The sequence below is a fragment of the Haloplanus natans DSM 17983 genome, assembly GCF_000427685.1.
Taxonomy (GTDB): domain Archaea; phylum Halobacteriota; class Halobacteria; order Halobacteriales; family Haloferacaceae; genus Haloplanus; species Haloplanus natans.
Map to the genome: position 1 here is coordinate 2,308,778 of NZ_KE386573.1, position 22,203 is coordinate 2,330,980.

General features: G+C 67.4%; 28 protein-coding genes and 1 pseudogene. 17 read left to right on the forward strand and 12 right to left on the reverse strand.

The annotated features are described in order from the left end of the window. Positions 1-1,188 carry an ABC transporter substrate-binding protein gene (locus HALNA_RS13960; protein ID WP_049936952.1) on the reverse strand — a complete coding sequence of 396 codons (1,188 nt, stop codon included), beginning with the start codon at positions 1,186-1,188 and terminating at the stop codon, positions 1-3. A gap of 92 nt (positions 1,189-1,280) precedes the next feature. On the opposite strand from HALNA_RS13960, the gene HALNA_RS13965 reads away from it, so the two are divergent. The 4 genes from HALNA_RS13965 (at position 1,281) to HALNA_RS13980 (ending at position 5,061) form a co-directional block, all read left to right on the forward strand. Then, positions 1,281-2,015: a prephenate dehydrogenase/arogenate dehydrogenase family protein gene (locus HALNA_RS13965; protein WP_049936953.1), complete on the forward strand. Its 735-nt coding sequence runs from the start codon at positions 1,281-1,283 to the stop codon at positions 2,013-2,015. After that, positions 2,012-3,409, forward strand: coding sequence for a small ribosomal subunit Rsm22 family protein (locus tag HALNA_RS13970; RefSeq protein WP_049936954.1), 1,398 nt, complete (start codon positions 2,012-2,014; stop codon positions 3,407-3,409). The genes HALNA_RS13965 and HALNA_RS13970 overlap by 4 nt, the downstream gene beginning before the upstream one ends. 47 nt (positions 3,410-3,456) lie before the next feature. Further along, positions 3,457-4,245: a 5'/3'-nucleotidase SurE gene (surE, locus tag HALNA_RS13975; RefSeq protein ID WP_049936955.1), complete on the forward strand. Its 789-nt coding sequence runs from the start codon at positions 3,457-3,459 to the stop codon at positions 4,243-4,245. 132 nt (positions 4,246-4,377) lie between these two features. Continuing rightward, positions 4,378-5,061: a carbonic anhydrase gene (locus tag HALNA_RS13980; RefSeq protein WP_049936956.1), complete on the forward strand. Its 684-nt coding sequence runs from the start codon at positions 4,378-4,380 to the stop codon at positions 5,059-5,061. 78 nt (positions 5,062-5,139) lie between these two features. On the opposite strand, the gene HALNA_RS13985 is transcribed toward HALNA_RS13980, so the two are convergent. Both HALNA_RS13985 and epsC read right to left on the reverse strand, forming a co-directional pair. Then, the gene (locus HALNA_RS13985) at positions 5,140-5,529 is read right to left on the reverse strand and encodes a DoxX family membrane protein (protein ID WP_049936957.1); all 390 of its coding nucleotides are present in this window, start codon (positions 5,527-5,529) and stop codon (positions 5,140-5,142) included. Between the two features lie 193 nt (positions 5,530-5,722). After that, positions 5,723-6,595: a serine O-acetyltransferase EpsC gene (gene epsC / locus HALNA_RS13990; protein ID WP_049936958.1), complete on the reverse strand. Its 873-nt coding sequence runs from the start codon at positions 6,593-6,595 to the stop codon at positions 5,723-5,725. Positions 6,596-6,805: 210 nt separating this feature from the next. Between epsC and HALNA_RS19450 the strand changes: the two are divergent. The 3 genes and pseudogenes from HALNA_RS19450 to HALNA_RS14000 all read left to right on the forward strand — a co-directional run. After that, a pseudogene (locus HALNA_RS19450) lies at positions 6,806-6,934 on the forward strand (PIN domain-containing protein); the annotation flags it as partial. A gap of 259 nt (positions 6,935-7,193) precedes the next feature. Continuing rightward, complete coding sequence (locus tag HALNA_RS13995; protein WP_049936959.1) at positions 7,194-7,430, forward strand: hypothetical protein; 237 nt, start codon at positions 7,194-7,196, stop codon at positions 7,428-7,430. Continuing rightward, positions 7,427-7,780, forward strand: a complete 354-nt coding sequence (locus HALNA_RS14000) for a type II toxin-antitoxin system PemK/MazF family toxin (RefSeq protein ID WP_049936960.1) — start codon at positions 7,427-7,429, stop codon at positions 7,778-7,780. The genes HALNA_RS13995 and HALNA_RS14000 overlap by 4 nt, the downstream gene beginning before the upstream one ends. Positions 7,781-8,303: 523 nt before the next feature. On the opposite strand, the gene HALNA_RS14005 is transcribed toward HALNA_RS14000, so the two are convergent. Genes HALNA_RS14005 through HALNA_RS14020 form a run of 4 tightly spaced genes read right to left on the reverse strand, consistent with a single transcriptional unit; the run spans position 8,304 to position 11,254 of the window. Beyond that, complete coding sequence (locus tag HALNA_RS14005) at positions 8,304-8,591, reverse strand: chorismate mutase (protein WP_049938080.1); 288 nt, start codon at positions 8,589-8,591, stop codon at positions 8,304-8,306. Next, positions 8,588-9,499 carry a shikimate kinase gene (locus HALNA_RS14010; protein WP_049936961.1) on the reverse strand — a complete coding sequence of 304 codons (912 nt, stop codon included), beginning with the start codon at positions 9,497-9,499 and terminating at the stop codon, positions 8,588-8,590. Before HALNA_RS14010 ends, HALNA_RS14005 begins: the two co-directional genes overlap by 4 nt. Positions 9,500-9,537: 38 nt before the next feature. After that, the gene (locus HALNA_RS14015) at positions 9,538-10,029 is read right to left on the reverse strand and encodes a hypothetical protein (RefSeq protein WP_049936962.1); all 492 of its coding nucleotides are present in this window, start codon (positions 10,027-10,029) and stop codon (positions 9,538-9,540) included. Between the two features lies 1 nt (position 10,030). Next, entirely contained in the window at positions 10,031-11,254 is a 1,224-nt protein-coding gene (locus HALNA_RS14020) for a hypothetical protein (RefSeq protein ID WP_049936963.1), read from the reverse strand. Between the two features lie 104 nt (positions 11,255-11,358). Between HALNA_RS14020 and nth the strand changes: the two genes are divergently transcribed. After that, complete coding sequence (nth, locus tag HALNA_RS14025) at positions 11,359-12,045, forward strand: endonuclease III (RefSeq protein ID WP_049936964.1); 687 nt, start codon at positions 11,359-11,361, stop codon at positions 12,043-12,045. On the opposite strand, the gene HALNA_RS14030 is transcribed toward nth, so the two are convergent. Beyond that, entirely contained in the window at positions 12,042-12,518 is a 477-nt protein-coding gene (locus HALNA_RS14030) for a DUF7321 family protein (protein ID WP_049936965.1), read from the reverse strand. The genes nth and HALNA_RS14030 overlap by 4 nt on opposite strands. Before the next feature lie 96 nt (positions 12,519-12,614). On the opposite strand from HALNA_RS14030, the gene HALNA_RS14035 reads away from it, so the two are divergent. Genes HALNA_RS14035 through HALNA_RS14065 form a run of 7 tightly spaced genes read left to right on the forward strand, consistent with a single transcriptional unit; the run spans position 12,615 to position 16,845 of the window. Continuing rightward, positions 12,615-13,514 (forward strand): DUF7319 domain-containing protein, encoded by a 900-nt coding sequence (locus HALNA_RS14035; protein WP_049936966.1) that lies wholly within the window; start codon positions 12,615-12,617, stop codon positions 13,512-13,514. Between the two features lie 56 nt (positions 13,515-13,570). Next, positions 13,571-14,203 (forward strand): halocyanin domain-containing protein, encoded by a 633-nt coding sequence (locus HALNA_RS14040; RefSeq protein ID WP_049936967.1) that lies wholly within the window; start codon positions 13,571-13,573, stop codon positions 14,201-14,203. Continuing rightward, on the forward strand, positions 14,204-14,590 hold the full coding sequence (locus tag HALNA_RS14045) for a DUF7318 family protein (protein ID WP_049936968.1): 387 nt from the start codon (positions 14,204-14,206) through the stop codon (positions 14,588-14,590). A gap of 1 nt (position 14,591) precedes the next feature. Then, positions 14,592-15,386, forward strand: a complete 795-nt coding sequence (locus HALNA_RS14050) for a cytochrome b (protein WP_049936969.1) — start codon at positions 14,592-14,594, stop codon at positions 15,384-15,386. Between the two features lie 4 nt (positions 15,387-15,390). Continuing rightward, complete coding sequence (locus tag HALNA_RS14055) at positions 15,391-16,158, forward strand: cytochrome b family protein (RefSeq protein WP_049936970.1); 768 nt, start codon at positions 15,391-15,393, stop codon at positions 16,156-16,158. A gap of 14 nt (positions 16,159-16,172) precedes the next feature. Then, the gene (locus tag HALNA_RS14060) at positions 16,173-16,574 is read left to right on the forward strand and encodes a DUF7315 family membrane protein (RefSeq protein WP_049936971.1); all 402 of its coding nucleotides are present in this window, start codon (positions 16,173-16,175) and stop codon (positions 16,572-16,574) included. Then, positions 16,567-16,845: a DUF7314 family protein gene (locus tag HALNA_RS14065; protein ID WP_049936972.1), complete on the forward strand. Its 279-nt coding sequence runs from the start codon at positions 16,567-16,569 to the stop codon at positions 16,843-16,845. Before HALNA_RS14060 ends, HALNA_RS14065 begins: the two co-directional genes overlap by 8 nt. Before the next feature lie 114 nt (positions 16,846-16,959). Here the strand turns inward: HALNA_RS14065 and HALNA_RS14070 are convergent, their stop codons facing one another. From HALNA_RS14070 to HALNA_RS14080, 3 genes are all read right to left on the reverse strand, one after another. Next, a complete protein-coding gene (locus HALNA_RS14070; protein WP_049936973.1) occupies positions 16,960-17,400 on the reverse strand; it encodes a DUF7313 family protein in 441 nt (146 codons plus the stop codon). Between the two features lie 24 nt (positions 17,401-17,424). Further along, positions 17,425-18,123 carry an NAD(+)/NADH kinase gene (locus HALNA_RS14075; RefSeq protein ID WP_049936974.1) on the reverse strand — a complete coding sequence of 233 codons (699 nt, stop codon included), beginning with the start codon at positions 18,121-18,123 and terminating at the stop codon, positions 17,425-17,427. A 61-nt stretch (positions 18,124-18,184) separates the two neighbouring features. Next, complete coding sequence (locus HALNA_RS14080; RefSeq protein WP_049936975.1) at positions 18,185-19,501, reverse strand: M28 family peptidase; 1,317 nt, start codon at positions 19,499-19,501, stop codon at positions 18,185-18,187. A gap of 174 nt (positions 19,502-19,675) precedes the next feature. On the opposite strand from HALNA_RS14080, the gene HALNA_RS14085 reads away from it, so the two are divergent. Next, positions 19,676-20,842: a thiolase domain-containing protein gene (locus HALNA_RS14085; protein ID WP_049936976.1), complete on the forward strand. Its 1,167-nt coding sequence runs from the start codon at positions 19,676-19,678 to the stop codon at positions 20,840-20,842. Beyond that, positions 20,839-21,213 carry a Zn-ribbon domain-containing OB-fold protein gene (locus tag HALNA_RS14090; protein ID WP_049936977.1) on the forward strand — a complete coding sequence of 125 codons (375 nt, stop codon included), beginning with the start codon at positions 20,839-20,841 and terminating at the stop codon, positions 21,211-21,213. Before HALNA_RS14085 ends, HALNA_RS14090 begins: the two co-directional genes overlap by 4 nt. Here HALNA_RS14090 and HALNA_RS14095 read toward each other — a convergent pair. After that, positions 21,194-22,132 carry an alpha/beta fold hydrolase gene (locus tag HALNA_RS14095; RefSeq protein ID WP_049936978.1) on the reverse strand — a complete coding sequence of 313 codons (939 nt, stop codon included), beginning with the start codon at positions 22,130-22,132 and terminating at the stop codon, positions 21,194-21,196. The two genes, HALNA_RS14090 and HALNA_RS14095, sit on opposite strands and share 20 nt — an antisense overlap. Positions 22,133-22,203: the final 71 nt, after the last annotated feature.

A 22,203-nucleotide genomic window follows, 5' to 3' on the forward strand; every position in this document is an offset into this window, starting at 1 on the left:
TCAGGCCCCAGTGACGATCCGGGCGACGCGTTCGCGGTCGAACAGCGGGCCGTCGAAGGCGTCGGGGTAGACGCTCAGCGCGGCGTGTTCGATCTGGAACAGCGAGATGAGCGGCCCCTGGTAGTTGATACCGCCGGAGTAGACCCGGCCGTTTTTCACCGCGCTCACGTCGCGAGCGACCGGGTGATCGCGCATCGTCCCGAGCACGAACTGCCGGAACGACCCGCGGTCGAGGACGAAGTCGTCCGCGAACTGCGTCTCCATGACGATCACCTCCGGGTCGAGGCGGGCGATGGTCTCGTAGTCCACGGTCACCCCCCAGCGCGGAATGTCACTTCCCGCGAGTACGTCGTCGACGTCGACGACGCCCCACTGGAGGTCGGAGACGGAGTCGTCGAGATACTGCGGGTAGAACGACCGCGGCGGGATGCCCTGTGGGCGGAGGAGGAGGACTTCGGCTCGCGCTGCGGGCAGGTTCGACCGAATGTGGGCGGTCATCTCCTCGCGGACCGCTTCCAGTCGCTCGTACCGTTCGGTCCGGTCGAACAGCCGGGCGACCTTACCGAACGCCTCCGAGAGCGTGTAGTAGCGGTAGTCGTGCCACTCGTCCTGTCGCTCGCGGATGTAGTTGCCGAAGAAGGGGCCGACCCTCTCGGCGATTTCGGCCACGTCCGCCTCGGTCCAGCCGAAGGTGCTCCTCAGCCACACGGGGTCGATGAGGTGTACGTCGGCGTCTGCGGCGTAAAACGACTCCTTGCTCATCCGTGCGCCCGCCGAGAGCGCCGGGCGGGCGGCCTTATCGAGCGAGACGCCCGGCAGTTCGTCGTAGTATCCCGTGTAATACCGACGGGGGGAGCCGATGGCGACGAGGCGGTCCGCGAGGCCGAGGGCGACGCCCATGTCGCAGTAGATGCCCGCGTTGGCGACCCACCGCCGTGGCGGCTCGTCGAACGATAGGCAGCCGACGGGTTCCATACACACCTCGTCGGTGGCGGCCGTCGTCGGTGTCGGTTGATCCGTCGCCGTCCCCGTTGCCGTGCCCGCGTCCGTCGTCCCCGTCGCGTCGTCGCCCGTATCGCTCCCGGCGCCACAGCCTGCAAGCGCCGCGGCGCCCGCAGCACCGAGAGTACACAGCGCCCGTCGTCGGGTCACCGCCGGTCGCCGGTCGTCCCGACACCGATATGTCATGCGTAGCATATCGAGGGCTGTGCGGGCGTAAGGCTTGCGCCGCGACCGCCCGCATCGAACCCCTTTTGAGCGGTGAGGCGGAATCGACGCGCATGGATCTGCTGGTGGTCGGCGCGGGCGAGATGGGGCGGTGGCTCGCCCGCACCGCCGACCGACCGGTCGCGGTTACGGACGTCGATCCGGCGGTCGCTGAGCGGGCCGCCACGGACCTCGCCGGGGCGCGGGCGATACCTGCGGAGACGAACGAGACGTTCGACATCGTCTGTCTCGCGGTGCCGATTTCGGTCGTCGACCACGCAGTCGAGCGTTACGCGCCGAACGCCGACCGCGCGATGTGTGACGTATCGGGCGTGATGCGGGCGCCGGTCGAGGCGATGCGGGCGGCCCTCCCGGACCGCGAACGGCTGTCGCTGCATCCCCTCTTCGCCGCGGCGAACGCGCCGGGTAACGTCGCCGTCGTCGCCGACGCGCCCGGCCCGGCGACGGACGCCCTCCGCGCCGACCTTCGGGCGGCGGGCAACCGCCCCTTCGAGACGACGGTCGCCGAACACGACACGGCGATGGAGACGGTCCAGGCCAGCGCCCACACGGCGGTGCTCGCCTACGCGCTCGCGGCGGCGGACGTACGCGAGGAGTTCGCCACGCCCGTCTCGGCGGCGCTTTCCGACCTCGTCGAGACGGTGACCGGCGGGAATCCCCGCGTCTACCGCGAGATTCAGGAGACGTTCGCAGGTGCGGACCGGGTGGCCGAGGCCGCCCGACGAATCGCCGACGCCGAGGGCGAGGCGTTCGACGAGTGCTACCGCGAAGCGGGTGAGCGAGGATGATCGACCGCGAGGCCGTCCGCTCGAACGCCAAATACCTCCGGCAGGTGCGCCCCATCGACCCGGACGAGATTTCGGAGTACATCGAGGGGACGCCACATCCGGCGGTCGTCCGCCGGGTGCTCCGGGAGGAGGCCTACGACCTCGGCCTGTTCGAGCGCCAGGACGGCACCTTCGTCCCGGTCGCGGACGACCCGGTTTCGCCCTCGGGGTGGGAGCCCAACGCGTTCCCGGAGGCGTACGCCCACGCGCTCGAAGCCCTGTTGGTGGAGCGCGACGGCGTGAACTGGCACCGCGGCGACGCCGGCGACCGCCTGCGCGAGGTGATCCGGAAGCTGAAAGCCGACTACTACCACCGGAATCCCGTCGAATACGACGCGGAAGTGGCGCTCGGCTACGCCATCTACCACCTCCCCGACTACTACGCCGCCGTCGGCTACGTCCTCGACGACCTGGTCGAGCGGTCGCTCCTGCCCCGTCGCCTCCGCGTCCTCGACATCGGCGCCGGCGTCGGCGGCCCCGCCCTCGGCCTCCACGACTACCTCCCCGACGACGCCGTGGTCGACTACCACGCGGTCGAACCGAGCGCCGCCGCGGACGTACTCGACGCCCTCCTCGACGAGACGCGGCGGAACTTCCGGTCGACGATCCACCGCGAACGCGCCGAGACGTTCGACTTCGACGGCCCCTACGACCTCGTCGTCTGCGCGAACGTGTTGAGCGAACTCGACGGCCCGGTGGCGGTCGTCGGGGACGCCCTCGACGCCCTCGCAGAGGACGGAACGCTGGCCGCCATCGCGCCGGCGGACCTCGAAACCAGCACGGGGCTTCGGCGCGTCGAGCGAACCGTCGTCGCGGACCGGGACGTGACCGTCTACGCGCCGACCCTCCGCCTGTGGCCGGGGATGGCGCCCACGGACCGCGGGTGGTCGTTCGACGAACGCCCGCGGATCGAGGCGCCGGCCTTCCAGCGCCGCCTCGACGACGCCGGCGGCGACCCCGGAACCGTCCGCAACGAGACGGTGAAGTTCTCGTACTCGCTCCTGCGGACCGACGGCGAGCGACGGGTGGCCGTGCGCGCCGACCCCTCGCGACACGCCCGGATGGCCGACATGGAAGGACACGTCACGAACCGAATCGATCTGCTGGCGGTGAAGCTGAGCCGGGACCTCTCGGGCGGCGAGGACGGCAACCCGCTGTTCAAAATCGGCGACGGGAGCGAGCGCCTCGAAGGGTACGCGGTGCTGACCCGCGAATCGGGGCTGAACCGCGCCCTCCTGGCCGCGGACTACGGCGCCGTCCTGCAGTTCGAAAACGCCCTCGCGCTCTGGAACGACGACGAAGGGGCGTACAACTTCGTCGTCGACGCCGAGACGGTCGTCGATATGGTCGGGTGACGGGTCGAAGCGGTGCGCCTTTCTCGGCGGCGACCGGAGGAGTGGGCATGGACGAGCCACACGTGCTGTTGACGAACGACGACGGAATCGACTCCGTCGGGTTCCGGGCGCTCTACGACGTCCTCTCCGTGTTCGCCGACGTGACTGCGGTCGCGCCGAACGGCGACAAAAGCGCCGTCGGGCGGGCGATGTCGCGCGAGGTCGAGGTCACGGAACACGACCTCGGCTACGCCATCCATGGAACCCCCGCGGACTGCGTCGTCGTCGGCCTCGAAGCCCTGTGTCCCGACGTGGATATGGTGGTCGCGGGCTGTAACCGCGGGGCGAACCTGGGCGCGTACGTCCTCGGGCGCTCGGGCACCGTCAGCGCCGCCGTCGAGGCCGCCTTCTTCGACGTGCCAGCCATCGCCGTCTCGCTGTACGTCCCCGGCGCCGATGGGGAGTGGCAGGAGAAGGCGAACGATCCGCTGGACTACCGCAACGCCACCGCGGTGACGAGCTATCTCGTCGATCACGCCCTCGGTGCCGGCGTGTTCGAGCAGGCCGAGTACCTCAACGTCAACGCTCCCATCCACCACGAGGGCGACGACCCCGCCCCCATCGAAATCACCGACCCCTCGACGCTCTACGACATGCGCGCCGAACGCGACGGCGAGCGGATTAGCCTCACCGACAACGTCTGGGCGCGGATGCGCGACGGCGACATCCCCGACCCGCAGGGCACCGACCGTCGGGCCATCGTCGAAGGGCGGGCTAGCGTCTCGCCGCTCACCGCCCCCCACACCACTCGACACCACGAAGCACTCGACGCGCTGGCACAGACGTATCCGAAATAGGGGCACCGGGCCGCGAAGCCCACCGGCGCCGCGATTTCGACGCCGTGGGGCAGGTGAAGACGAGGGTCATTCGGACGGGTACGTCGGCGGCGACCACCAACGACTATGACGCCACCGGGCGAGCATCCTGATATGCACGGGACGTTCGTCGACCTCCTCGCGGGGAATCTGGACCACGCGGCCGCGTTCGACGGCGAGTTCGACGACCTGCAGGAGGCACAGCACCCCCACACCGTCACCGTCTGCTGCTCCGATTCGCGCGTGCTCCAGGATCACATGTGGGGCAACGACGAACCCGGTCGGGTCTTCACCTGCGGCAACATCGGCAACCGCGTCGTTCAGCGGGCCGGCGACGGCGACATCGTCTCGGGCGACGTGCTCTACCCGCTGGCGCACACGGGCACCGAGACGGCCGTCGTCGTCGGCCACACCGGCTGTGGCGCCATCACCGCGACGTACGACGCCCTGACCGACGGCGTCGCCGACTTGCCGGGGATCGAACACTGTCTCGATCTGTTGAAACCCCCCCTCGAACCCGGCGTCGAGGCGCTCCCCGACGACCTGAGCCGACCCGAGTCGATCAACCACCTCGTCGAGTACAACGTCGACCGGCAGGTCGACCGTCTCGTCGGGAGCGACGACGTACCCGCCGACGTGGAAGTCGTCGGCGCCGTCTACGACTTCCAGGACGTATACGGCGGCGACCGGGGGGAGATTCACGTCGTCAACGTCGACGGGGAGCGGCGCGTCACGGCCCTGCAGGAAGCCTATCCAGTGATCGCCGACCGGATCGGCCGGGTGTGGGAGTACCGATAGGGGTACCGTAACTGTCCGGCTTCCGCTGAGAGGCGTCTCGGCTCACCGGAAGAGGTCGTGTGGCGCCGGATCGACGCGTTACTCTTTCGCGGCACGCTTGAGGAAGACGAGCGCCGCGCCCAGAAGCGTCACGTTCTGGAGGAAGGAGGTGAGTTCCTCGTCGCGGGCGTCCGCGTCAACGGCCCAGAAGTCGTGCATGACGGGCGTGACACCGAGGAAGAACGTCGCCACGCTGGCCGCGGAGAGGCGGGGGAGTTTCCAGAGGCCGATACCGAGACTGCCGCCGAGGAGGAGCCCACTCGACGCCGGAACGAGTGTCTCAGGGAACGGGACGCCCTTGTACTCCGCGTAGTCGATTCGACCGTCGAGGTTCGTCAGGTTTCGGAGCGCGAGGACCGCGAGCCCACTTGCGAAGAGGAGTCGGCCCAGCAGGGGCGGCGTGCCGTCGTCTGTCTCGTCGTCGGACATCAATCACTCGGACGGGCGCGAGCGATTTAATCCTCGCTGTTTCCGACGCGCCTGCCGCTATCGAACCACCCGTTCTCCGACTGCGTTCGCTTCGGCGATGGGACAGCGAACCGTCCGCAGACGAGATGCGTATTACGGAAGTGCAAGGAGAAAGCCCCGTGCTTTAGCGCGGGGATGAATCCGACACTACCTTTCACCCGTTCGGTTTCCGTTCCTGATCGGGGTGGTCGGAGATGAAGACGCTCGTGTTGTCCGGAACGTCGTCGGTCACCCAGGAGTTCGCACCGATACTCACGTGGTCACCGATCGCTACCGGCCCGAGGACGTTGCTGCCGGCCCCGATGACGACGTGATCGCCGATGTCGGGATGGCGCTTGTAATCTTTCGCCAGCATGTGTTCGTCCCCCTCCTCTTCCTCGAAGTGGAGTGCGCCCAGCGTCACGTTCTGGTAGATCCGGGCCCAGTCACCGACCGTTGCCGTCTCGCCGATGACGACCCCGGTCCCGTGGTCGATGAAGAAGTAATCGCCGATCTGTGCGCCGGGGTGGATGTCGATCCCCGTCTCGCCTTTTGCGTACTCGGCGAGTTCGCGGGCGTACGCGAAGTGGTCCGCCTCGTAGAGAACGTGTGCGACCCGGTGGGTCAGGATGGCCTGGAATCCGGGATACGATCGAATGATCTCGCAGTAGCTCTTCGCGGCGGGGTCGCCCTTGTACGCGGCCTCGACGTCCTTTTTGAGCGCGGTTCGAATCGCCGGCAACCGGTCGAGCGTCCCGTCGACGACCCCGGTCAGGTCGGCCGCGTCGCGATCCGAGTAGGCCGTGACGCCTTTTTGTATGCACGTCCCGAGTTCGGTCAAGCGGCGACGGGTTTCGGCGGGGTCGTCTAGCAGTTCCGTCGCGTTCCAGCACCGGGGGAACAGGAGCTGTTTGAGAAGCAGTGGTTCGTCACGCAGAAAGTCGCGGCGTGGATACTCCCGTGAGACATCCGTCGGGAAGGGCGATTCGTCCGCTCGATGAGCCTCGACGAGTTCTCGGTGAGCGTCGCCGGTGTAATCGTACGCCATACGTATAACTGTCGACGCCGTCGAGGAACGTAGTTCTTCCACTTCCGGCCCCGACAGCCTGAAGACGGTTACTACGAGGCCATCGAACTGTCGAGAGTCTCACTCGAACCAACCGGCGAAAAGTGAGAGTGAGACTGCGGTGGCTGCCGATTTTCCCTTTGTTCCACCTCGTTCAACTCGCTAAAATCCACCATGGATGGCTTCGGAAGGATGACGCCGTTCGACGCGTTCCACGCGGCGACGGCGGAGACGCGGGGGATGGACCTACTCTCGTCGGAAAAAGACTACGAGGACATCGGGGTATCGAGAGTGCCGTTGGAGCCGACCGACGAGGAGTGAACATCCGCAATGTCTGATGGAGACGCCTGATAGTGTTTATTGTAACTGGTTACCGGTGAGTCGCCAAGACGGCCCGGCGACCCACCGGTACTGACTTACAACAAACACTATGAAACGCCGGAAATCGGACTTCTCAGCGAGACTCTCTTTGCTCTACCTTGTTCAGGTAGCTGAAATCCATTATACTTCGAGGCGAAACAATCTCTGTGGGTAATAGTGGGCAAGAGTTATTCCATAGTGGGTCATAGTGGGTAACGAGATGAAAGTCGACGCCCACGACCTGCGAACGAACGAGACGGACGACCGAGGTCGAATCTACCTCGGAACTGAGTACGCGAACAAACGCGTCACGGTAGCCGTCGTAGAGATTGAATCCGACCGTCCGGACGACGAGGAACTCGCAGCGGCGTACCGCGAGGCCTCCGAGAGTGCGGAAGCGCTGACCGAGGACTGGGACAACGTGTCGGGCGAAGCGTGGGCTGGGCTGGATGAATGAGCGAGGGAGTGGAAATTCGACGTGGTGACGTAGTCATCGTTCGTCTCGACCCTGCTGAGGGTCACGAGATGAAGAAGACACGACCAGCGGTGGTCGTCCAGAACGACGTTGGAAACCAAAATTCCAGTACGACCATCGTCGCGCCCGCAACTGGTACGCACCGTGGCTACCCCTTCGAGGTACCTGTCGAAGCAGACGACTCTCCGTTCGAGAAGGACTCCTCAATCCGTCTCGACCAAATTCGTGTCGTATCCGTCGAAAACCGGATTCACTCGGTCGCCGGAAGTCTCGGTGGGGAGACGATGAACGAGGTGGACGACGCATTGAAACTGAGCCTCGGACTCGATTAAGCATCGGTCGAACAGGAATGGCGTGGGATTTTAGCGAGTGTACGTTCGCTTTCGGGAGGCCATCAACGGTCGATACAATATCTCAGCCCGGACATCGGTAAAAGACACACCCGAACATGAAATACAACGGAACTGCCCCCGAGACGAGCAGGAGACCAACTGTAACGAGCGCTTTCGATGTCGTACGCGAGAAACGACTGAACGGATACATAACCGCTGCGACCAACATGGCCAAAACACCGACGACAGCGAGGGCGAATACTCCAATCATGCCGACCCCCGGAAACTGACCGGGAAGCAACGCGAATTCGACGATATTGACGACTAAAACGGCTCCAACTAGAGCACTTCCGGCTTTGAGAAGTTTACCGAGTCGGCGCATACTCTTCAAAATCCTCCCGACGACGGTTGTCAACTTTCTGTTCGTTAGAAACGTGATTTCTCGGGTCGTATCCCTTCGATACGACGGACGCACTTCGGCTGAATCGACTGCCAGACGATGCCGTGGGTGAGACGGCGGCGGCTACCGATTTTCCCTTTGCTCCACCTTGTTCAACTCGATCAGCAGCCGAAAAATCGCCTTCACGAGGTTCGCGTCCACGTCGAACGTCTCGGCGTTCCGTCCCGCTCGCTCCATCACGCGGGCCTCCTGTGACTCGTCGGTCGTCGGCAGGTCGCGTTCCTCTTTCACCTGCGCGACGGTGCCCGCGACGTACGTTCGGCGGGCGATGAGTTCGACGAGTTCGTGGTCGATTTCCTCGATCTCCTCGCGGAGTTCGGAAAGCGACATCTCCTCGGTCGCGTCGCTCATTCGATCACCCGTGCGCCGTCCGTTCGTGTCGTTGTCGGCCATGTGTCACCCTCTCGTTGACTCCAGTGGTCGCGTACGCGCTCCAGTCCGTCCCGTTCGCCGACGGCGACGACGCTCGGGCCGGTGCCCGAGAGCGACACGCCGTCGGCGTGTGGCATCGCCTCCACCGCGGGATCGGTCGGAAACCCGAGCGCCGCGGAGAATGCCAGCCCGTTGACCGTCATCGCCTCGCCGTACCGGCCGTCGAGCGCCAGGTCGGCGACGAGGTCGGCCATCGGCGCCACCCGCTCACAGCGTGCCACGTCGGCGTCGGCGCTGAACGCGCGGGCCGGCGGCGTCCAGACGAGAACGTCCCAGCCGACCTCGTCGCGAGCGAGCAGGTCGTCCGCCGCGTTGTCGGTGACCGTGACGCCGCCGAGCATGCTGGCGCTCGCGTCGTCGAACGCGCCGGTGACGGTGACGCCGGCGTCGCGGGCCGCCCGCACGCCGATGCGGCAGGCCTCCTCGCGGTCGATCCGGGCGTCGGTACCGTCGCCGGTTTCGCCGGTGTCTCGAGCCGCCACCGGCGTCTCGCCGACGGGGACGGAAAGCGCCGACAGCGTCGCGAGCACCGTCGCGTTCGCGGCGGCGCTCGAACTCTTCAAGCCCGCGGCCATCGGCACGTCGCTCTCGGTGCGGACGTGTCCGCCCTGGCCGTCGCCGAAGCGCTCGACGACGCGTTCGACACACCGGCGGACGAGTCGGGTGTCGCCGTCCGGGGCGCCGGCAATCGTGCCCTCGACGGTCCCGGAGTCGTCGAGTTCGACCCGGGCAGTCGTCTCCGCGTCGATTGCGAAGGCCGATCCGACGCCCGTCGCGAGGGCGTTCAGGACCGTGCCCGCGCCGAGCGCGGCGGCCTCACCGTACATACGGAACCCCGCGCGGAGCGGATAGTTATGCCTGCCGGTTAGCGGACGAACCGCGATCCCAGGGCGCCGGCGCCGCCGCCGACGGCCGTCGTGACGGCGCCGGCGACGAGCAAGGGGCCGACGGCCGCCGAGGGCGCGTATAGCTGTCCGGTGCCGGGTCCCGACAGCGCCGCAAGGCCCAGGAGGCCGAGCCCAGCCATACAGAAGAAGCCGACGAGGGCGCCGCCGCCGGCGACGCCGGCCGCCGCGCTCCGGTCCGCGAACCGGGAGCCGGAGAGCAGTCCGAGCACCGCGGCGAGGACGGGGCCGACGACGAGGAGGGTCACCGTCGTCTGGAAGACCGACAGCGCGAGGAAGACGGGGCCGAACGTCTCGGGGGCGGACCCGGTCGCGGCGGTGACGAACTGGGTGCGTGCCCAGTCGCCGGCGACGAAGCCGACGACGCCGAGGGCGGCGCCCACGAGCGCGAACACCGCGACGATCAACCCCGCTTGTCGACGGGCCGAGGGGAGGGCGCTGGGGCCGGACACGCTACGGTCTCCACAGCCAGAGTCGGTCGAGCGGGGCGGTCCAGTCGACGCGTTCCTCCCACGCGACTTCGGAGGGGGCGGCGACGACGACGAACGGCCCGGCCTGGATCAGGTAGGCGTAGATCACGTCCCCGTCGCCCCGGTAGTACACCCGTCGCCATCGGTCGCGCCCGAAAGAGTACGCACCCTCCTGACTGACCGAGGAATCGAGCAGGGTGTCGACGGCCTCGCCGGCCGTCGCCACGTCGTCGTAGTGCTGGACGAACAGCGACGTTCGCGGGTAGTCGAGGGGTTCGAGTGACGACGGCTGGTCCGCCACGTCGGGCACCGCGTAGCTCACCACGTAGGCGAAGCCGCGCCGGCCCGTCGCCTCGCCGGCGGCCTCGAACTGTAACCGCTGGCGGGCGAGGAGTTCCCGGCCGCGGTTCCGGCCCCCGTCGTCGCCGGGGGCGTCGTCGAACGGGTCGCGCTCGATGTATCGCGGCCCGCCGTAGGCGTAGCCGGCGTAGCCAGCGGAGTGGTGGACCTCGAAGAGCCCTGGATCGGCCTCGTCGTCCTCGTCGTCCTCGTCCGAATCGACGGTGCCGTCGTGGAGATGCCGGTAGAGCGCGGCGTCGATCTGGCGGGCCGAGAGGACGCGCCTGACGAAACCCTCGCTCCGGATGCCGCGGAGATAGTCGTGGAGGCGTTCGAGTTCCTCGTCGACGCGGTCTAGGTCCCCCCGGTCGGCGAACCGGCGGATCGTCGCGACGTGGCGGTCGATCTCCTCGCGCATCTGCCCGGGGAGACCGAAGTGGCCGCCGAGTTCGGTTTCGGCCGTGGCGACCGCTCGGTCGGTGGCGCGGCGAACCAGGGCGAGCCTGTTGGCGTCGAATTCGGCGGTGTCACGCACACGCTGGACGGTCGCCATCGCGTTGCCGAGCACGCGCTGGTACGCCCGGATCGAATCGTCGTAGTCGGTGGCGAACCACTCGAGTTCGCCGTAGACGCGACCGACTTCGGTCGCTAGCTGGCGGTTCGGCACCGGCGGCTCCGTCTGCTGGACCGCCTCGTCGTCGACGGCCGACGGTTTCGGCTCCGCGTCGGCGAGGGCGGCGTCCGTCGGCTCCCCGGGCGTCCGCGTCGCCGTTTCGGGGTACGCGACGTTCGAGTCGCCGGACGAGAGACAGCCGGCCAGACCGAGCGCCGTCGCGGTCCCCAGCAGTGCCCGACGTGTCAGCTCCATACCCGCGACGAAGACGGGGCCCGGTAAATAATGTGCGGCCCGAGAATCAGCCGTGATAGGGATCGGTCGATAGACTCAACCGGAATCGACCCCCACCGCGAGACATGGGTACGCCACTGGACTCGCGGTCGGCACAGGTCGCCGAAGTGCTGGATCGGCTGTACGACGAGTATCCCGACGCGACCATCTCGCTTTCCTACTCGAATCGGCTGGAACTCCTGGTCGCCGTGGTCCTCTCCGCGCAGTGTACCGACGAACGGGTCAACGAGGTGACCGCGGGCCTCTTCGAGAAGTACACCACCGCCGAGGACTACGCGGCGGCCGACGAGGCGGAACTCGCCGAGGACATCTACGGCATCACCTTCCACAACAACAAGGCGGGCTACCTGAAGTCCATCGGCGAGACGCTGGTCGCGGACCACGACGGCGACGTGCCGGACACGATGGACGAACTCACCGCCCTCAGCGGCGTGGGACGCAAGACGGCGAACGTCGTCCTCCAGCACGGACACGACGTGGTGGAGGGCATCGTCGTCGACACGCACGTAAAGCGGCTCTCCCGGCGGCTCGGGCTGACGACCGAAACGACGCCGACGAACATCGAGACCGATCTGATGGACGTGGTGCCCGAAGGCGACTGGCAACAGCTCACCCACCTACTCATCAGTCACGGGCGGGCGGTCTGTGACGCGCGCAACCCGGACTGTGACGACTGTGTCCTCGAAGACGTCTGTCCCTCCTCGAAGCTGGATGCCGAGGTCGATCTGGCGAGCGGCGAGACGTGGGACTAGAGGTGTAACTGGACGTACCGTACGACACCGATCAGGTAGGCGCCGATCCAGAAGAGCACGTAGCCGAAGACGCCGATGCGGAGGCGCCCGCGCCACGCGCTCATGTTCTCGTGAAGGTCGTCCAGATCCACGTCCCGATCGGGATCGCGATACAGGTTGGCGGCGTGTTTGGCCTGGAAGATGCGGACGATACCTGTCAGGGCGAACGCGAGCATGGCGTAGGCCTGGAGGCCGAGGACGGCGTGCAGAACGGCGAGGCCCCCGAACTGATCCATCAGCCGCGGCGCCATCCATCCGACGACTGGCACCGTCGTCAGGGCGAGGCCGACGACGATGAACTTCAGATGCCGGAGGAGGACGCTCCACGTGACCGTCTCGCTGTCGATGACGATCCACGCGCCGTAGAGGTAGAAGGGGAAACTGGCCGTCACGGACACGCCGGCCAGCGTCGCTGTTGTCGCCTCGCTCACCATCGTCGGTCGTTAGGAAGGGGACGTTAAAACGAACCCGACTCGGGGACGATACGGACAGTCGGAAAGCGTATGCCGCTGTGGACCCAAGTTGAAGCGATGGCTGATTCGTCACCGTCGTCGACCGACGGGACGGCCGACGCCGAGGCCGACGACCGCGACTCCGGGCCGCCGGCGGCGGGGGTCGACGGCGGGGCCGACGCCGACTCGGTCGACGCCCTCCGGCGCGAAGTCGAGGAGAAGTACGACTTCGAGAACTTCGGCCCGAGCGACATGGCACAGATGAGCGCCGAGGAGTGGGAGGCGGCGTTCGATCCGGACACGTGGATCGTCGGCCCCGACCTGCTGGACCGGGTGGAACAGGATCTGAAAGGGCGGATCGCCAGCCGCGAGGTGTTCGCGGTCCTCGAGCGGTTCGAGACGGACGGTGAGGAGCGGTTGATCGCCTACTCCGATGAGGGGTACGCCGTCGTCGCCCCCGACGGCAGCGTCGAGGGACAAGGAACGGTGTTGCGGGACGTGAAACCGACCGTCGCGCTGTGTTCGATGGACAGCTACGAGGTCCCCGAGGCGCCGGACGACGTCTCACTGCCCAGCCCGGCGGACGTGCCTGAGGGGACCGGCCAGCTCGGAAACAACCTCCTCCAACTCATCGCGTTCGCACAAATCCTAGTCGGGTTCGGGCTGGTCGGCGTCTGGCTGTTCACCGACGCCATCCCGACACCCGGCGGCTACGTCGACCTCGTCGCGCCGATGATCGCACTGATTTTCGTCGGCATCGGCGTCTTCCTGTTCGCCGTCGTCGCCAACGCCCGCCTCTCGGATCGCTTCCGGGCCGAGGAGTTCCGGGAACGGCTTCGCGCGACGGGCGTCGAGGACGGCGACCGGCCGGACTTCCTGCCGCCGCTCGACGAGAACGGGGAGCGGCCGGAGATGGAGCCGGGAACGACGAGCGGCGACGGGGCGGAGACGGCCGATTCGGACGACGGCCACGCGTGAAACGCGCGGTGGGGAGTCGGTGGGTTTAAGCGCGTTCCATCCTCAGATTCGACTGTATGAAGAGGCGGGACTTCCTGAGAGTGGCCGGTGGATCCGCCGCCGTCGGAACGGCCGCCGCCACGGCGACGCCGGCCGCCGCGCAGGCGTCGTTCGGCGGGTGGATGAGCGATGTGGGCAACTACAGCGAGGTAGCCGACGCGACCGGGCAGAGCGAGGTGACGATCACCGTCGGCGCCTCCGGCAACGGCGGAAACTTCGCGTTCGATCCGCCGGCCGTTCAGGTCGACCCCGGAACGACGATCATCTGGGAGTGGAACGGCCAGGGCGGGCAACACAACGTCGTCGCCGAGGAAGGCGGCGACTTCGAGAGCGAACTCGTCGCCGAAGCCGGCTTCACGTTCGAACAGACCTTCGACTCCGAAGGCACTATCAAATACTTCTGTCAGCCCCACCGCGCGCTCGGCATGAAAGGCGTCGTCGTCGTCGGCGCGATGCCCGACTCGGGCGGCGGCGGTGGTGGCGGTGGCGGTGGTGGTGGCGAAGTCGAACTCCACACGCTCGGCGTCCCGATCCAGGCCCACTGGGTCGGCGCCGGGACGATTCTCGCCATCATCGTCTCGCTGATATTCAGCTTCTACGTGCTGAAATACGGCGAGTCACCACACACCGGAACCGGGAGGGGAGAGTAAATGTCATCGAGTGGGAGTACCTACGGCGACATTCACCGATACGAACCGGCCCGCGAGAGCACGGCGGCCGCCATCGCAATCGTCCTCCTGACGGTCGTCGAGGTAGTGTTCGTGTTCATGTTCGCCTACGGTCTGGTGAACGGTTGGGGTCTCAGCGAGGAGGGCAACATGTTCCTCGGAGCGATCCTGGCCGTGATCTTCGTCGACCTAGCGTTCATCCTCGCGCTGTACCGCAAGGAGTTCCTGCCGGACGTCGTGATCGTCAAGAAGCGGCGTCGGAAGTGGGAGGACCTCTACATCCGCGAGGACGATGTCGACGGCGAGACCATCGGCGACGGGGCGTGGGACACAGTCAAACGCGCGGTGTATCCGTACTACAAGCGATAACATGAGCTTAGAAAAGAAAGACGACATGGACCACAAGGGGTGGATGAAACGGAAGGAGCTGACCCCCGTCGAAACCACCTTCCTGACGGCGCTCATCTGGATGGACAAGCGGCTCCGGATCGTCGATTATCTGGAGCTCTTGGAGGACCTGTACTACAAGGTCAACATGCAGATGCCGAAAAGCCACACCGAACAGTACGATCTGGACAACAAGTTCTGGTACTGGTACCCGCTGTACGCGCTGGGGTCGTTCTCGACGCTCGCGTACATCGTCGCCGCCGTCTCCGGGGCGTTGCTCGGGTTCTACTACGCCCCGGCACAGACCGGCGACCCCAGTACGGCGTACAACTCGATCACGTTCATCATGACGGATCTACAGTTCGGGTTCATGCTGCGCTCCATCCATCGATGGTCGGCACAGGTGATGGTCGCGGCCGTGTTCCTCCACATGCTTCGCGTGTACTTCACGGGGGCGTACAAGGAACCGCGCGAACTCAACTGGCTGCTGGGTATCGTCCTGATCAGCCTGACGATGGTGTTCGGGTACACGGGCTACCTGCTCCCGTGGGACCAGCTCGCCTTCTGGGCGGGACAGATCGGCGTCGAGATGTCGCTATCGATCCCGTTGGCCGGCGAGTGGATCGCCCAACTACTGTTCGGCGGCTTCACCCTGAGTCAGGCGACGCTCCAGCGGATGTACATCATCCACGTGTTCTTGCTCCCGTTCGTCGTGACGACGCTGATCGCCATCCACATCGGCATCGTCTGGGTGCAGGGCATCGCGGAACCCCACTAAAACCATGAGCGACCACGAAACCTCCGACGACACTCGAACCGACGGCGGCAGCCCGGGCATCGTCGCTCCGGACGACGAGACGCCGACGTGGCGCGAACGCAAAGAACGGACGACGGGCCTCTCGCGGCTCACCTACGAGTACTTCGAACGGGCCCGTCGCGAGGACCAGGACCTCCGAACCGAGTCCGACTACGTCGAACGCGACGTGCTCGCGTTCCCGACGTGGCCCCACGAGACCGTCCGCAACCTCTCCATCGCGGCCTTCTTTACCGGGATGATCTTCTTCCTCTCGGCGACGATGCCGCCACACATCGGCGCACCGGCCAACCCGAGTTCGACGCCGGCGATCATCCTGCCCGACTGGTATCTCTACTGGTCGTTCGGCCTGTTGAAGCTCGGCCCGCTGAACCCCGACCTCGCCATCCTCGGTGGGCAGAAACTCACCGCCGACCGCACGTACGGCGTACTGGCGAACGTCGTCGTCGTCGGCTTCATCGCCATCGTCCCGTTCCTGAACAAGGGATCGGCCCGACGCCCGGTCGAGCAGCCGTTCTGGTCGGCTGTCGGCGTCGGCGGCGTCGTCTTCGCGTTCACCATCAGTCTGCTCGCGGTGAAGAATCTGATGCCGATGAACGTCCACCTGCTCTTTGATCTAACCTTCCTCCTCCCCATCGTGGCGACGACGGTCACCTACGCGGTGTTGAAGACGATGCGCGAGGGGTACATGTATGACCTCAACCGGCGGTACTACCGGCTCCGCCCGCCGAAATAACGTCTCGGTCCACCATGTCTTCTTCCGACGACTCCGACAGCCACGCACAGGAGCGCGTGCGCGATGGGGCTAACGCCGCCGAGTCGGACGGCCGTCGGGACGTGGTCGTTCCCATGCGCCTCTATAAGACGATCACCGTCTTCTCGACGCTCATCGCCATCCTCGGCGTGGTGTTCGGCTTCGTCCTCTTGGACGCCGCGACGATCCGACTCAGCCTCCTGCGCCGCGCCGTGACCGGTGTGCTGCGGGTCGTTGGCGTCGTCCCGCCGGAAACGGTCCTGAGTGCCGTCCTCGCCGTCTTCGGCCTCGCGTCCATCGGCGTCGGCGCCGGCGTCTACGTCCTCGGGACGCGCTTTCGTGCTCGCGGAATGGGAAACCCTCAAGAGGACGCCGACGAATCCTCAGGTAATGGCTGACGAATTCATCAAAGGGCTCGGCATCTTCACGAGTGCCGGCCTCGGCTGGCTCGTGCTCGCGGGGTGGTACCGGACGCCGGGGTTCGAGAGCACGCGCCAACTCGTGAGTCCGGTGTCGCCCGATCCGGCGAGCGCAGACCTGTTCAACCTGATGGCTATCGGACTGATGGAGGTGCTGCTCTGGTTCGCCATCCTGGGCCCGCTCGCGTTCTGGGTGATCCTCCCGGCGGTACAGCAGGCCCGCAGGGCGATAGACGACCGCACGGCGTAGCGCCGAAACGACGATTCTACCGATCCGACTTGGAGACAGCCGTGAGTCGGTACGGGACGTGCGTGGTCACGTCAACGACAGTAGAGAAACGGGCCGCGGGTGAACTCGTCGCCCCTACACCACTAGGTTCCAGAGGGGTTCGATGAAGACGAACAGGCTCTGGTAGCCGGCGTACAGGAGGGCGAGCAGCGACGCCGCGACGGCGCCTTTCGGTCGTTCGAACGCCATCTCGTTCCGGGCTTCGACCTGCCGGGATTCGAATTCGAAGAAGTCGGTCACGAAGACCCCGACGGCGAGCACCGACATCACCATGCCGCCGTGGGGTTCGATGAGCAGGAAGACGAACGACGCGACCACCAAGGCAAGCGTCGACAGCGTATGCGGGACGTACCGGCCCAGTTCCTCAGCACCGTCCTCGACCTGGCTCTGCTGGACGGAGTGAGCGCGGATGCGCGTGAGCATGTTCACCACCACCAGCGCCAGCACGACGTGTGCGATGTACGGTTCGAGCGCGTCGAGAGCGCCGACCGGGACGACGAACTGTAGCGGTTGCATACCCCGAAGTCGGGTGTAGACTCATTAGAAGTTTTCCGTTCCGGTCGGCATCACCACGTCGAGCGAGCCGACGCGGTCGATCCGGAGGTGGGCGCCACGGTCGACGACGCCGCGTCGGACCCCGTCGACGACGAGGGCGACGGCACCCTCGCGCTCGACGGAACAGGTGAACGGGACGCCGGGATCGACCACCCGCGTTTCCGCGGCGGTCGAGAAGGGTGCGATCGGGACGACGGCGACGCCCGCTCCGGCTTCGAGGATCGATCCGCCCGCGGCGGCGGCGTACCCGTCGCTACCGAGCGGCGTCGCGGCGACGATTCCGTCGGCACGAACCGATCCCAACCGCTCGTCGCCGACAGCGAGGGCGTACTCCGAGATGCTCGCGGGCGCGTCGGTCACGAGCGTCACGTCGCGGAGCGCGCGGGCAACGCCGTCGCCGTCGTGATGGAGCCCGAGGACGGGATGGGTGCCGACGCGGCGGTCGCCGGCGGCGATTGCGGCGACGGCGGCGTCGAGGGTATCGCGGGTGACGAGGTGGCGCCCGCCCTCGGGCGTCACCGGGAGGAGTGGGGCGGCGGGCGGATCGGAGACGGCCGACCGGATGGCCGCGTCGCCGACCGCGACGACGGCGTCGGGGCCGGCCGCCTCGTCGACGACCGTCGCGCCGCCGACGCCGACCGCGGCCACGTCGTCGGCGTCGCCACCCCGGACGGCGACCTTCACCGCCGGTGCCCTCCATCCTGTCGTCGCGTCCGTCTCATGGAAGACACGTCGATCCTCGGCGTTAAAAAGTTCCCTCGGTCGCGAACGGCCAGTCGCCAGTGACTCGCATGCCAGGGGCCAGATCCTGTGCGTCGAGGTCGGCCGCGACCGCGTCGGGGTCGCGGCGCTCGATCCGGTCGGCCGCGGCGAGGTCGGCGACGAGCGCCGTCAGGAGGATCGCCCCCTCGCGGAGCGTCCGCCGCTCCAGTTTGTCGAGCGTGTCGGCGCGGGTGTGCCCCCAGCCACGCCCGCGGTCGCCGTCGTCGCTCGACACCAGGATGGCGGGTATCCCGCGGGCGACGAACGGCCAGTGGTCGCTGTGTGGGTGTTGGGTGGGGCGGACGGTGGCGGGATGGCCGAAGCGGTCGGCCACTCGCTCGACGGCCGCGGCGAGGGCGTCGAAGCCGTGGGTGTAGTACTGGAGCGTCCGGCCGCGACAGACGCCGTCGCAGTTGACGACCGCCTGTATCGCGTCGGGATCGATCAGGTCGGCCTCGCGTTTCGACCCCCGGAGCCTGACCTCCTCGGCGCCGAAGCAGACGATCCGGACCCGGCGGTCGAGGGTGGCGTCGCGGTCGAGGAGAGCGCGCGTGATTTCCAGAACCGTCGCCGTGCCGGCGGCGTTGTCGACGGCCCCCTCCGCGATGTCGTGTGCGTCGACGTGGCTGGTCAGGTAGACGGCGCGGTCGGTGTCGGGGCCGATGTCTGCGCGGACGACGCCGCTCGTGGCCCGTGGCGTCTCACAGTCGACGCGGAGCCTGACCTGGTCGCCCGCGTGGCGGCGGGCGAGACGGAGCCCCGCCTCGCGGCTGACGCCGACGGCGGGGATGGGGCCGATGGGGTCGGCGTCGGTGCCGACGCTCCCGGTCGGCGCGAGACAGCCGGGGGCGTGGTTGCGGAAGACGAATCCGACGGCACCGGCCTCGACGGCGCGGTAGTACTTCTCCCTGCGGTGGATGAAACGGTCGTAGTAGTCGGGGACGCCGGCGGAGACGAGTGCGATGGCACTGTCCAGATCGGCGTCCGCGAAGTCGTCGGGGAGGCCGTCGCCACAGTCGACCAGCGGAGCCTCGACGGCGCCGGCGGGACTGCGGGGGAGGGCGATGCAGTCGGCATCGCCGTCGGGCGTCTCGACGGCGCTCGTCCCGCGGACCCAGCCCTGAATCTCGAAGTCGTCGACGCTCGCGTTCCGGGCGCCGACGCCGTCGAGGGCGTCGCGGGTCGCCGCCAGCGCCTCGCGCTCGCCGGGACTCCCGGCCATGCGGTTCCCGATATCGACCAGTCGCTCCAGATGGTCCCAGCCGGCGTCGCTGGTGAACGTTTCGCCGATCCAGTTCATGCGGGGTGGTGTGGCCGCCCGTGACTAACGGTTTCGGTCGACCGAGCGGGGATTCGGCACACGTCGAACGTCGATCGATCGACGGACAGCTGTCGAACGGTAAACGGCCGATACCGGGCGCGAGAGCTTCCGAATCCGGCAGGTCTTTATCGGCTCGTCCGTCTATGAGAACCTATGACAGGCGTACGTGTCGCCGGCGTCGGACTGACGCATTTCGGGCGACATCCGGAGCGGACCGGGCGCGATCTGTTCGGGGAGGCCGCCCTCACTGCTCGCGAGGAGTCGGGCGTACCACCCGAGGACATCGAGTCGATCAACTACGGGAACTTCATGGGGGCGCTGGCGGAGCGACAGGGTCACCAAGCGCCGCTCATGGCCGAGATGGCCGGATTGCAGTGCCCGGCGACGCGGTACGAGGAGGCGTGTGCCTCCGCCGGCGTCGCCGTCCGCGAGGCGGTCCGGACCGTCCGCTCCGGCGAGGCCGACGTGATGCTCGCCGGCGGCTGTGAGCGGATGACCAACCTCTCGACGGCGGACGTGACCGAGGGGTTGGCGACCGCCGCGGACGAACTCTACGAGATCCGGGCGGGGATGACCTTCCCCGGCGCTTACGCCCTGATGGAGCGGGCGTACTTCGAGGGGTTCGGCGGGTCGCGCGAGGACCTCGCGCACATCGCGGTGAAAAACCACGACAACGCCCTCCCCAACGAGTACGCGCAGTTCCACCGCGCCATCACCGTCGACGAAGTGCTCGACGCGCCGATGGTTTCCGATCCAGTTGGCCTGCTCGATGCCTGCCCCGTCACCGACGGCGCGAGCGCCCTCGTCCTCGTCAGCGACGAGTACGCCGAGGCCGAGGGCCTCGACGCCCCGGTGTCGATCACCGGCAGCGGGCAGGGCGGGGACAACCTCGCGCTCCACGACCGGGAACATCTCGCGGTGACGCCGGCGACGGAGCGCGCGGCCGCCGAGGCCTACGACGACGCCGGCTGTTCGGCCGACGACGTGGACGTAGTCGAGGTTCACGACTGTTTCACCATCGCGGAGGTGCTCGCCGTCGAGGGGCTGGGCTTCTACGAGAACGGCGACGGCGTCGGCGCCGCGCGGCGCGGCGAGACGACGGCGACGGGCGAACTGCCGGTGAACCTCTCGGGCGGACTGAAAGCCAAGGGTCACCCCGTCGGCGCGACGGGAGGGAGTCAGATCGCGGAGATGACGCGTCTCCTCCGGGGCGACCACCCGAACAGCGACTACGTCGAGGACGCGACCCTCGGTGTCACGCACAACGCGGGCGGGACCGTCGCGAGCGCGGTCGTTCACGTCCTGGAGGTGGATCGATGACCGACGCCGGCTACGACGAGTGGCTTGACGCCGTCGGCGACGGCGAGGGGTACTACCTCGAATGTCCGAACGGACACGGCTCGCTCCCGCCGCGACGGGTGTGTCCTCACTGTGGGTCGACGGAACTGGACCACACCGACCTGTCGGCGACGGGGACGATAGAGACGTTCACCATCTGTTACGTCGGCGGCCCGGATTTCACCGACGAGGAACCCTACGCCACCGCTATCGCGGACTTCGGCAACGTGCGCCTGACCGGCGTCGTCCGGGGGTCGGACCCCGAGAACGTGACAGTCGGGATGCCAGTCGAAGCCGGAGTCGGCACCAACCGAACGACGGACGAGGATCTGCTCATTCTGCGGGTGCGATAGCTTCGCGGACCGTCTCGACGAACTCCGCCGGATGTTCGACGTGCGGCAGGAGTTTGGCGTGATCGAAGACGACGAGGCGGGCGTCGGCCTCGTCGGCTAGCGCCCGTCCCTCGGAGAGCGGTGGCAGCGTCGCGTCGCGCCCCCAGACGACCGTGACCGGCGCGTCGAGGGCACGGAGGGCGGGACCGAGATCCAGATCGGAGTTGCAGTAGCCGGCGACGAAGGAGGCGACGGCGAAGCGGGCGTTTCGCTGGTGGGTGCTCCGCCACTGGTAGTTGGTCCAGTCCGCCGAGACCGAATTCGGGTCGGCGTAGGCGTGGTCGGCGTTGAAATAGCGGATGGAGGCCCCGGAGACGAGGGCGTCGAACAGGGCAGTACCGATTACTGGTGATCGGAGGAGTTCGCGGAGCCACGCCTTCGGCGGGTCGGGACCGGCGAGGGTCGTCGGGCAGATGGTCAGGAGGGAGTCGACGTCGACTCGGCCGTCGTCGGCCGCGCGAGCGACGTACGCCCCCGAGAGCGACGAGGCGACGACGGCGGGCGAGTCGTATTCGGCGAGGAAGTCGGCGACGAAGTCCTCGTAGAGGGCGGCGGAGTAGCGAAGCGGCGGGCGATCCGAGCGGCCAAAGCCCGGCAGATCCGGGACGATCACGTGGCGGCTCTCGGCGAGAGCGGCGGCGACTTCGCGGAACTCGCCGCTCGATCCGGCGGCGTTGATGCCGTGGAAGCAGAGCAGGGTCGGATCGTCGGGGTCGCCCAGTTCGGCGTAGGCCACGTCCATGCCGCGCCAGCGGTACGTCCGCTCGGTCGCGTCGAGGGCCGGTTCGAGTTCGCCCGCGGCGCCACGGAGGAGTCGGTCACCGGCGACGACGCCACCGGCGAGGCCCGCGACGGCGGCGCCGAGTCGTCTGAGCTTCATGCGTATCCGTTTGGCGCCGGAGACTTATACGGATTAGTGTAACTGTTCACCGGTGGGTCGCCAGAACGGGT

What these genes read in the sequence shown, in the direction of transcription:
- HALNA_RS14095 (WP_049936978.1), bottom strand. Translation starts at nt 22,132, where the DNA reads ATGAAGCTCAGACGACTCGGCGCCGCCGTCGCGGGCCTCGCCGGTGGC.
- HALNA_RS14060 (WP_049936971.1), top strand. Translation starts at nt 16,173, where the DNA reads ATGTCTTCTTCCGACGACTCCGACAGCCACGCACAGGAGCGCGTGCGC.
- HALNA_RS14050 (WP_049936969.1), top strand. Translation starts at nt 14,592, where the DNA reads ATGAGCTTAGAAAAGAAAGACGACATGGACCACAAGGGGTGGATGAAA.
- HALNA_RS14030 (WP_049936965.1), bottom strand. Translation starts at nt 12,518, where the DNA reads ATGGTGAGCGAGGCGACAACAGCGACGCTGGCCGGCGTGTCCGTGACG.
- HALNA_RS14090 (WP_049936977.1), top strand. Translation starts at nt 20,839, where the DNA reads ATGACCGACGCCGGCTACGACGAGTGGCTTGACGCCGTCGGCGACGGC.
- HALNA_RS14070 (WP_049936973.1), bottom strand. Translation starts at nt 17,400, where the DNA reads ATGCAACCGCTACAGTTCGTCGTCCCGGTCGGCGCTCTCGACGCGCTC.
- HALNA_RS14080 (WP_049936975.1), bottom strand. Translation starts at nt 19,501, where the DNA reads ATGAACTGGATCGGCGAAACGTTCACCAGCGACGCCGGCTGGGACCAT.
- HALNA_RS14045 (WP_049936968.1), top strand. Translation starts at nt 14,204, where the DNA reads ATGTCATCGAGTGGGAGTACCTACGGCGACATTCACCGATACGAACCG.
- HALNA_RS13985 (WP_049936957.1), bottom strand. Translation starts at nt 5,529, where the DNA reads ATGTCCGACGACGAGACAGACGACGGCACGCCGCCCCTGCTGGGCCGA.
- surE (WP_049936955.1), top strand. Translation starts at nt 3,457, where the DNA reads ATGGACGAGCCACACGTGCTGTTGACGAACGACGACGGAATCGACTCC.
- HALNA_RS13965 (WP_049936953.1), top strand. Translation starts at nt 1,281, where the DNA reads ATGGATCTGCTGGTGGTCGGCGCGGGCGAGATGGGGCGGTGGCTCGCC.
- HALNA_RS14085 (WP_049936976.1), top strand. Translation starts at nt 19,676, where the DNA reads ATGACAGGCGTACGTGTCGCCGGCGTCGGACTGACGCATTTCGGGCGA.
- HALNA_RS13960 (WP_049936952.1), bottom strand. Translation starts at nt 1,188, where the DNA reads ATGACATATCGGTGTCGGGACGACCGGCGACCGGCGGTGACCCGACGA.
- HALNA_RS13970 (WP_049936954.1), top strand. Translation starts at nt 2,012, where the DNA reads ATGATCGACCGCGAGGCCGTCCGCTCGAACGCCAAATACCTCCGGCAG.
- HALNA_RS14010 (WP_049936961.1), bottom strand. Translation starts at nt 9,499, where the DNA reads ATGTACGGTGAGGCCGCCGCGCTCGGCGCGGGCACGGTCCTGAACGCC.
- HALNA_RS14000 (WP_049936960.1), top strand. Translation starts at nt 7,427, where the DNA reads ATGAGCGAGGGAGTGGAAATTCGACGTGGTGACGTAGTCATCGTTCGT.
- epsC (WP_049936958.1), bottom strand. Translation starts at nt 6,595, where the DNA reads ATGGCGTACGATTACACCGGCGACGCTCACCGAGAACTCGTCGAGGCT.
- HALNA_RS14035 (WP_049936966.1), top strand. Translation starts at nt 12,615, where the DNA reads ATGGCTGATTCGTCACCGTCGTCGACCGACGGGACGGCCGACGCCGAG.
- HALNA_RS14040 (WP_049936967.1), top strand. Translation starts at nt 13,571, where the DNA reads ATGAAGAGGCGGGACTTCCTGAGAGTGGCCGGTGGATCCGCCGCCGTC.
- HALNA_RS14005 (WP_049938080.1), bottom strand. Translation starts at nt 8,591, where the DNA reads ATGAGCGACGCGACCGAGGAGATGTCGCTTTCCGAACTCCGCGAGGAG.
- nth (WP_049936964.1), top strand. Translation starts at nt 11,359, where the DNA reads ATGGGTACGCCACTGGACTCGCGGTCGGCACAGGTCGCCGAAGTGCTG.
- HALNA_RS14055 (WP_049936970.1), top strand. Translation starts at nt 15,391, where the DNA reads ATGAGCGACCACGAAACCTCCGACGACACTCGAACCGACGGCGGCAGC.
- HALNA_RS14020 (WP_049936963.1), bottom strand. Translation starts at nt 11,254, where the DNA reads ATGGAGCTGACACGTCGGGCACTGCTGGGGACCGCGACGGCGCTCGGT.
- HALNA_RS13995 (WP_049936959.1), top strand. Translation starts at nt 7,194, where the DNA reads ATGAAAGTCGACGCCCACGACCTGCGAACGAACGAGACGGACGACCGA.
- HALNA_RS14065 (WP_049936972.1), top strand. Translation starts at nt 16,567, where the DNA reads ATGGCTGACGAATTCATCAAAGGGCTCGGCATCTTCACGAGTGCCGGC.
- HALNA_RS13980 (WP_049936956.1), top strand. Translation starts at nt 4,378, where the DNA reads ATGCACGGGACGTTCGTCGACCTCCTCGCGGGGAATCTGGACCACGCG.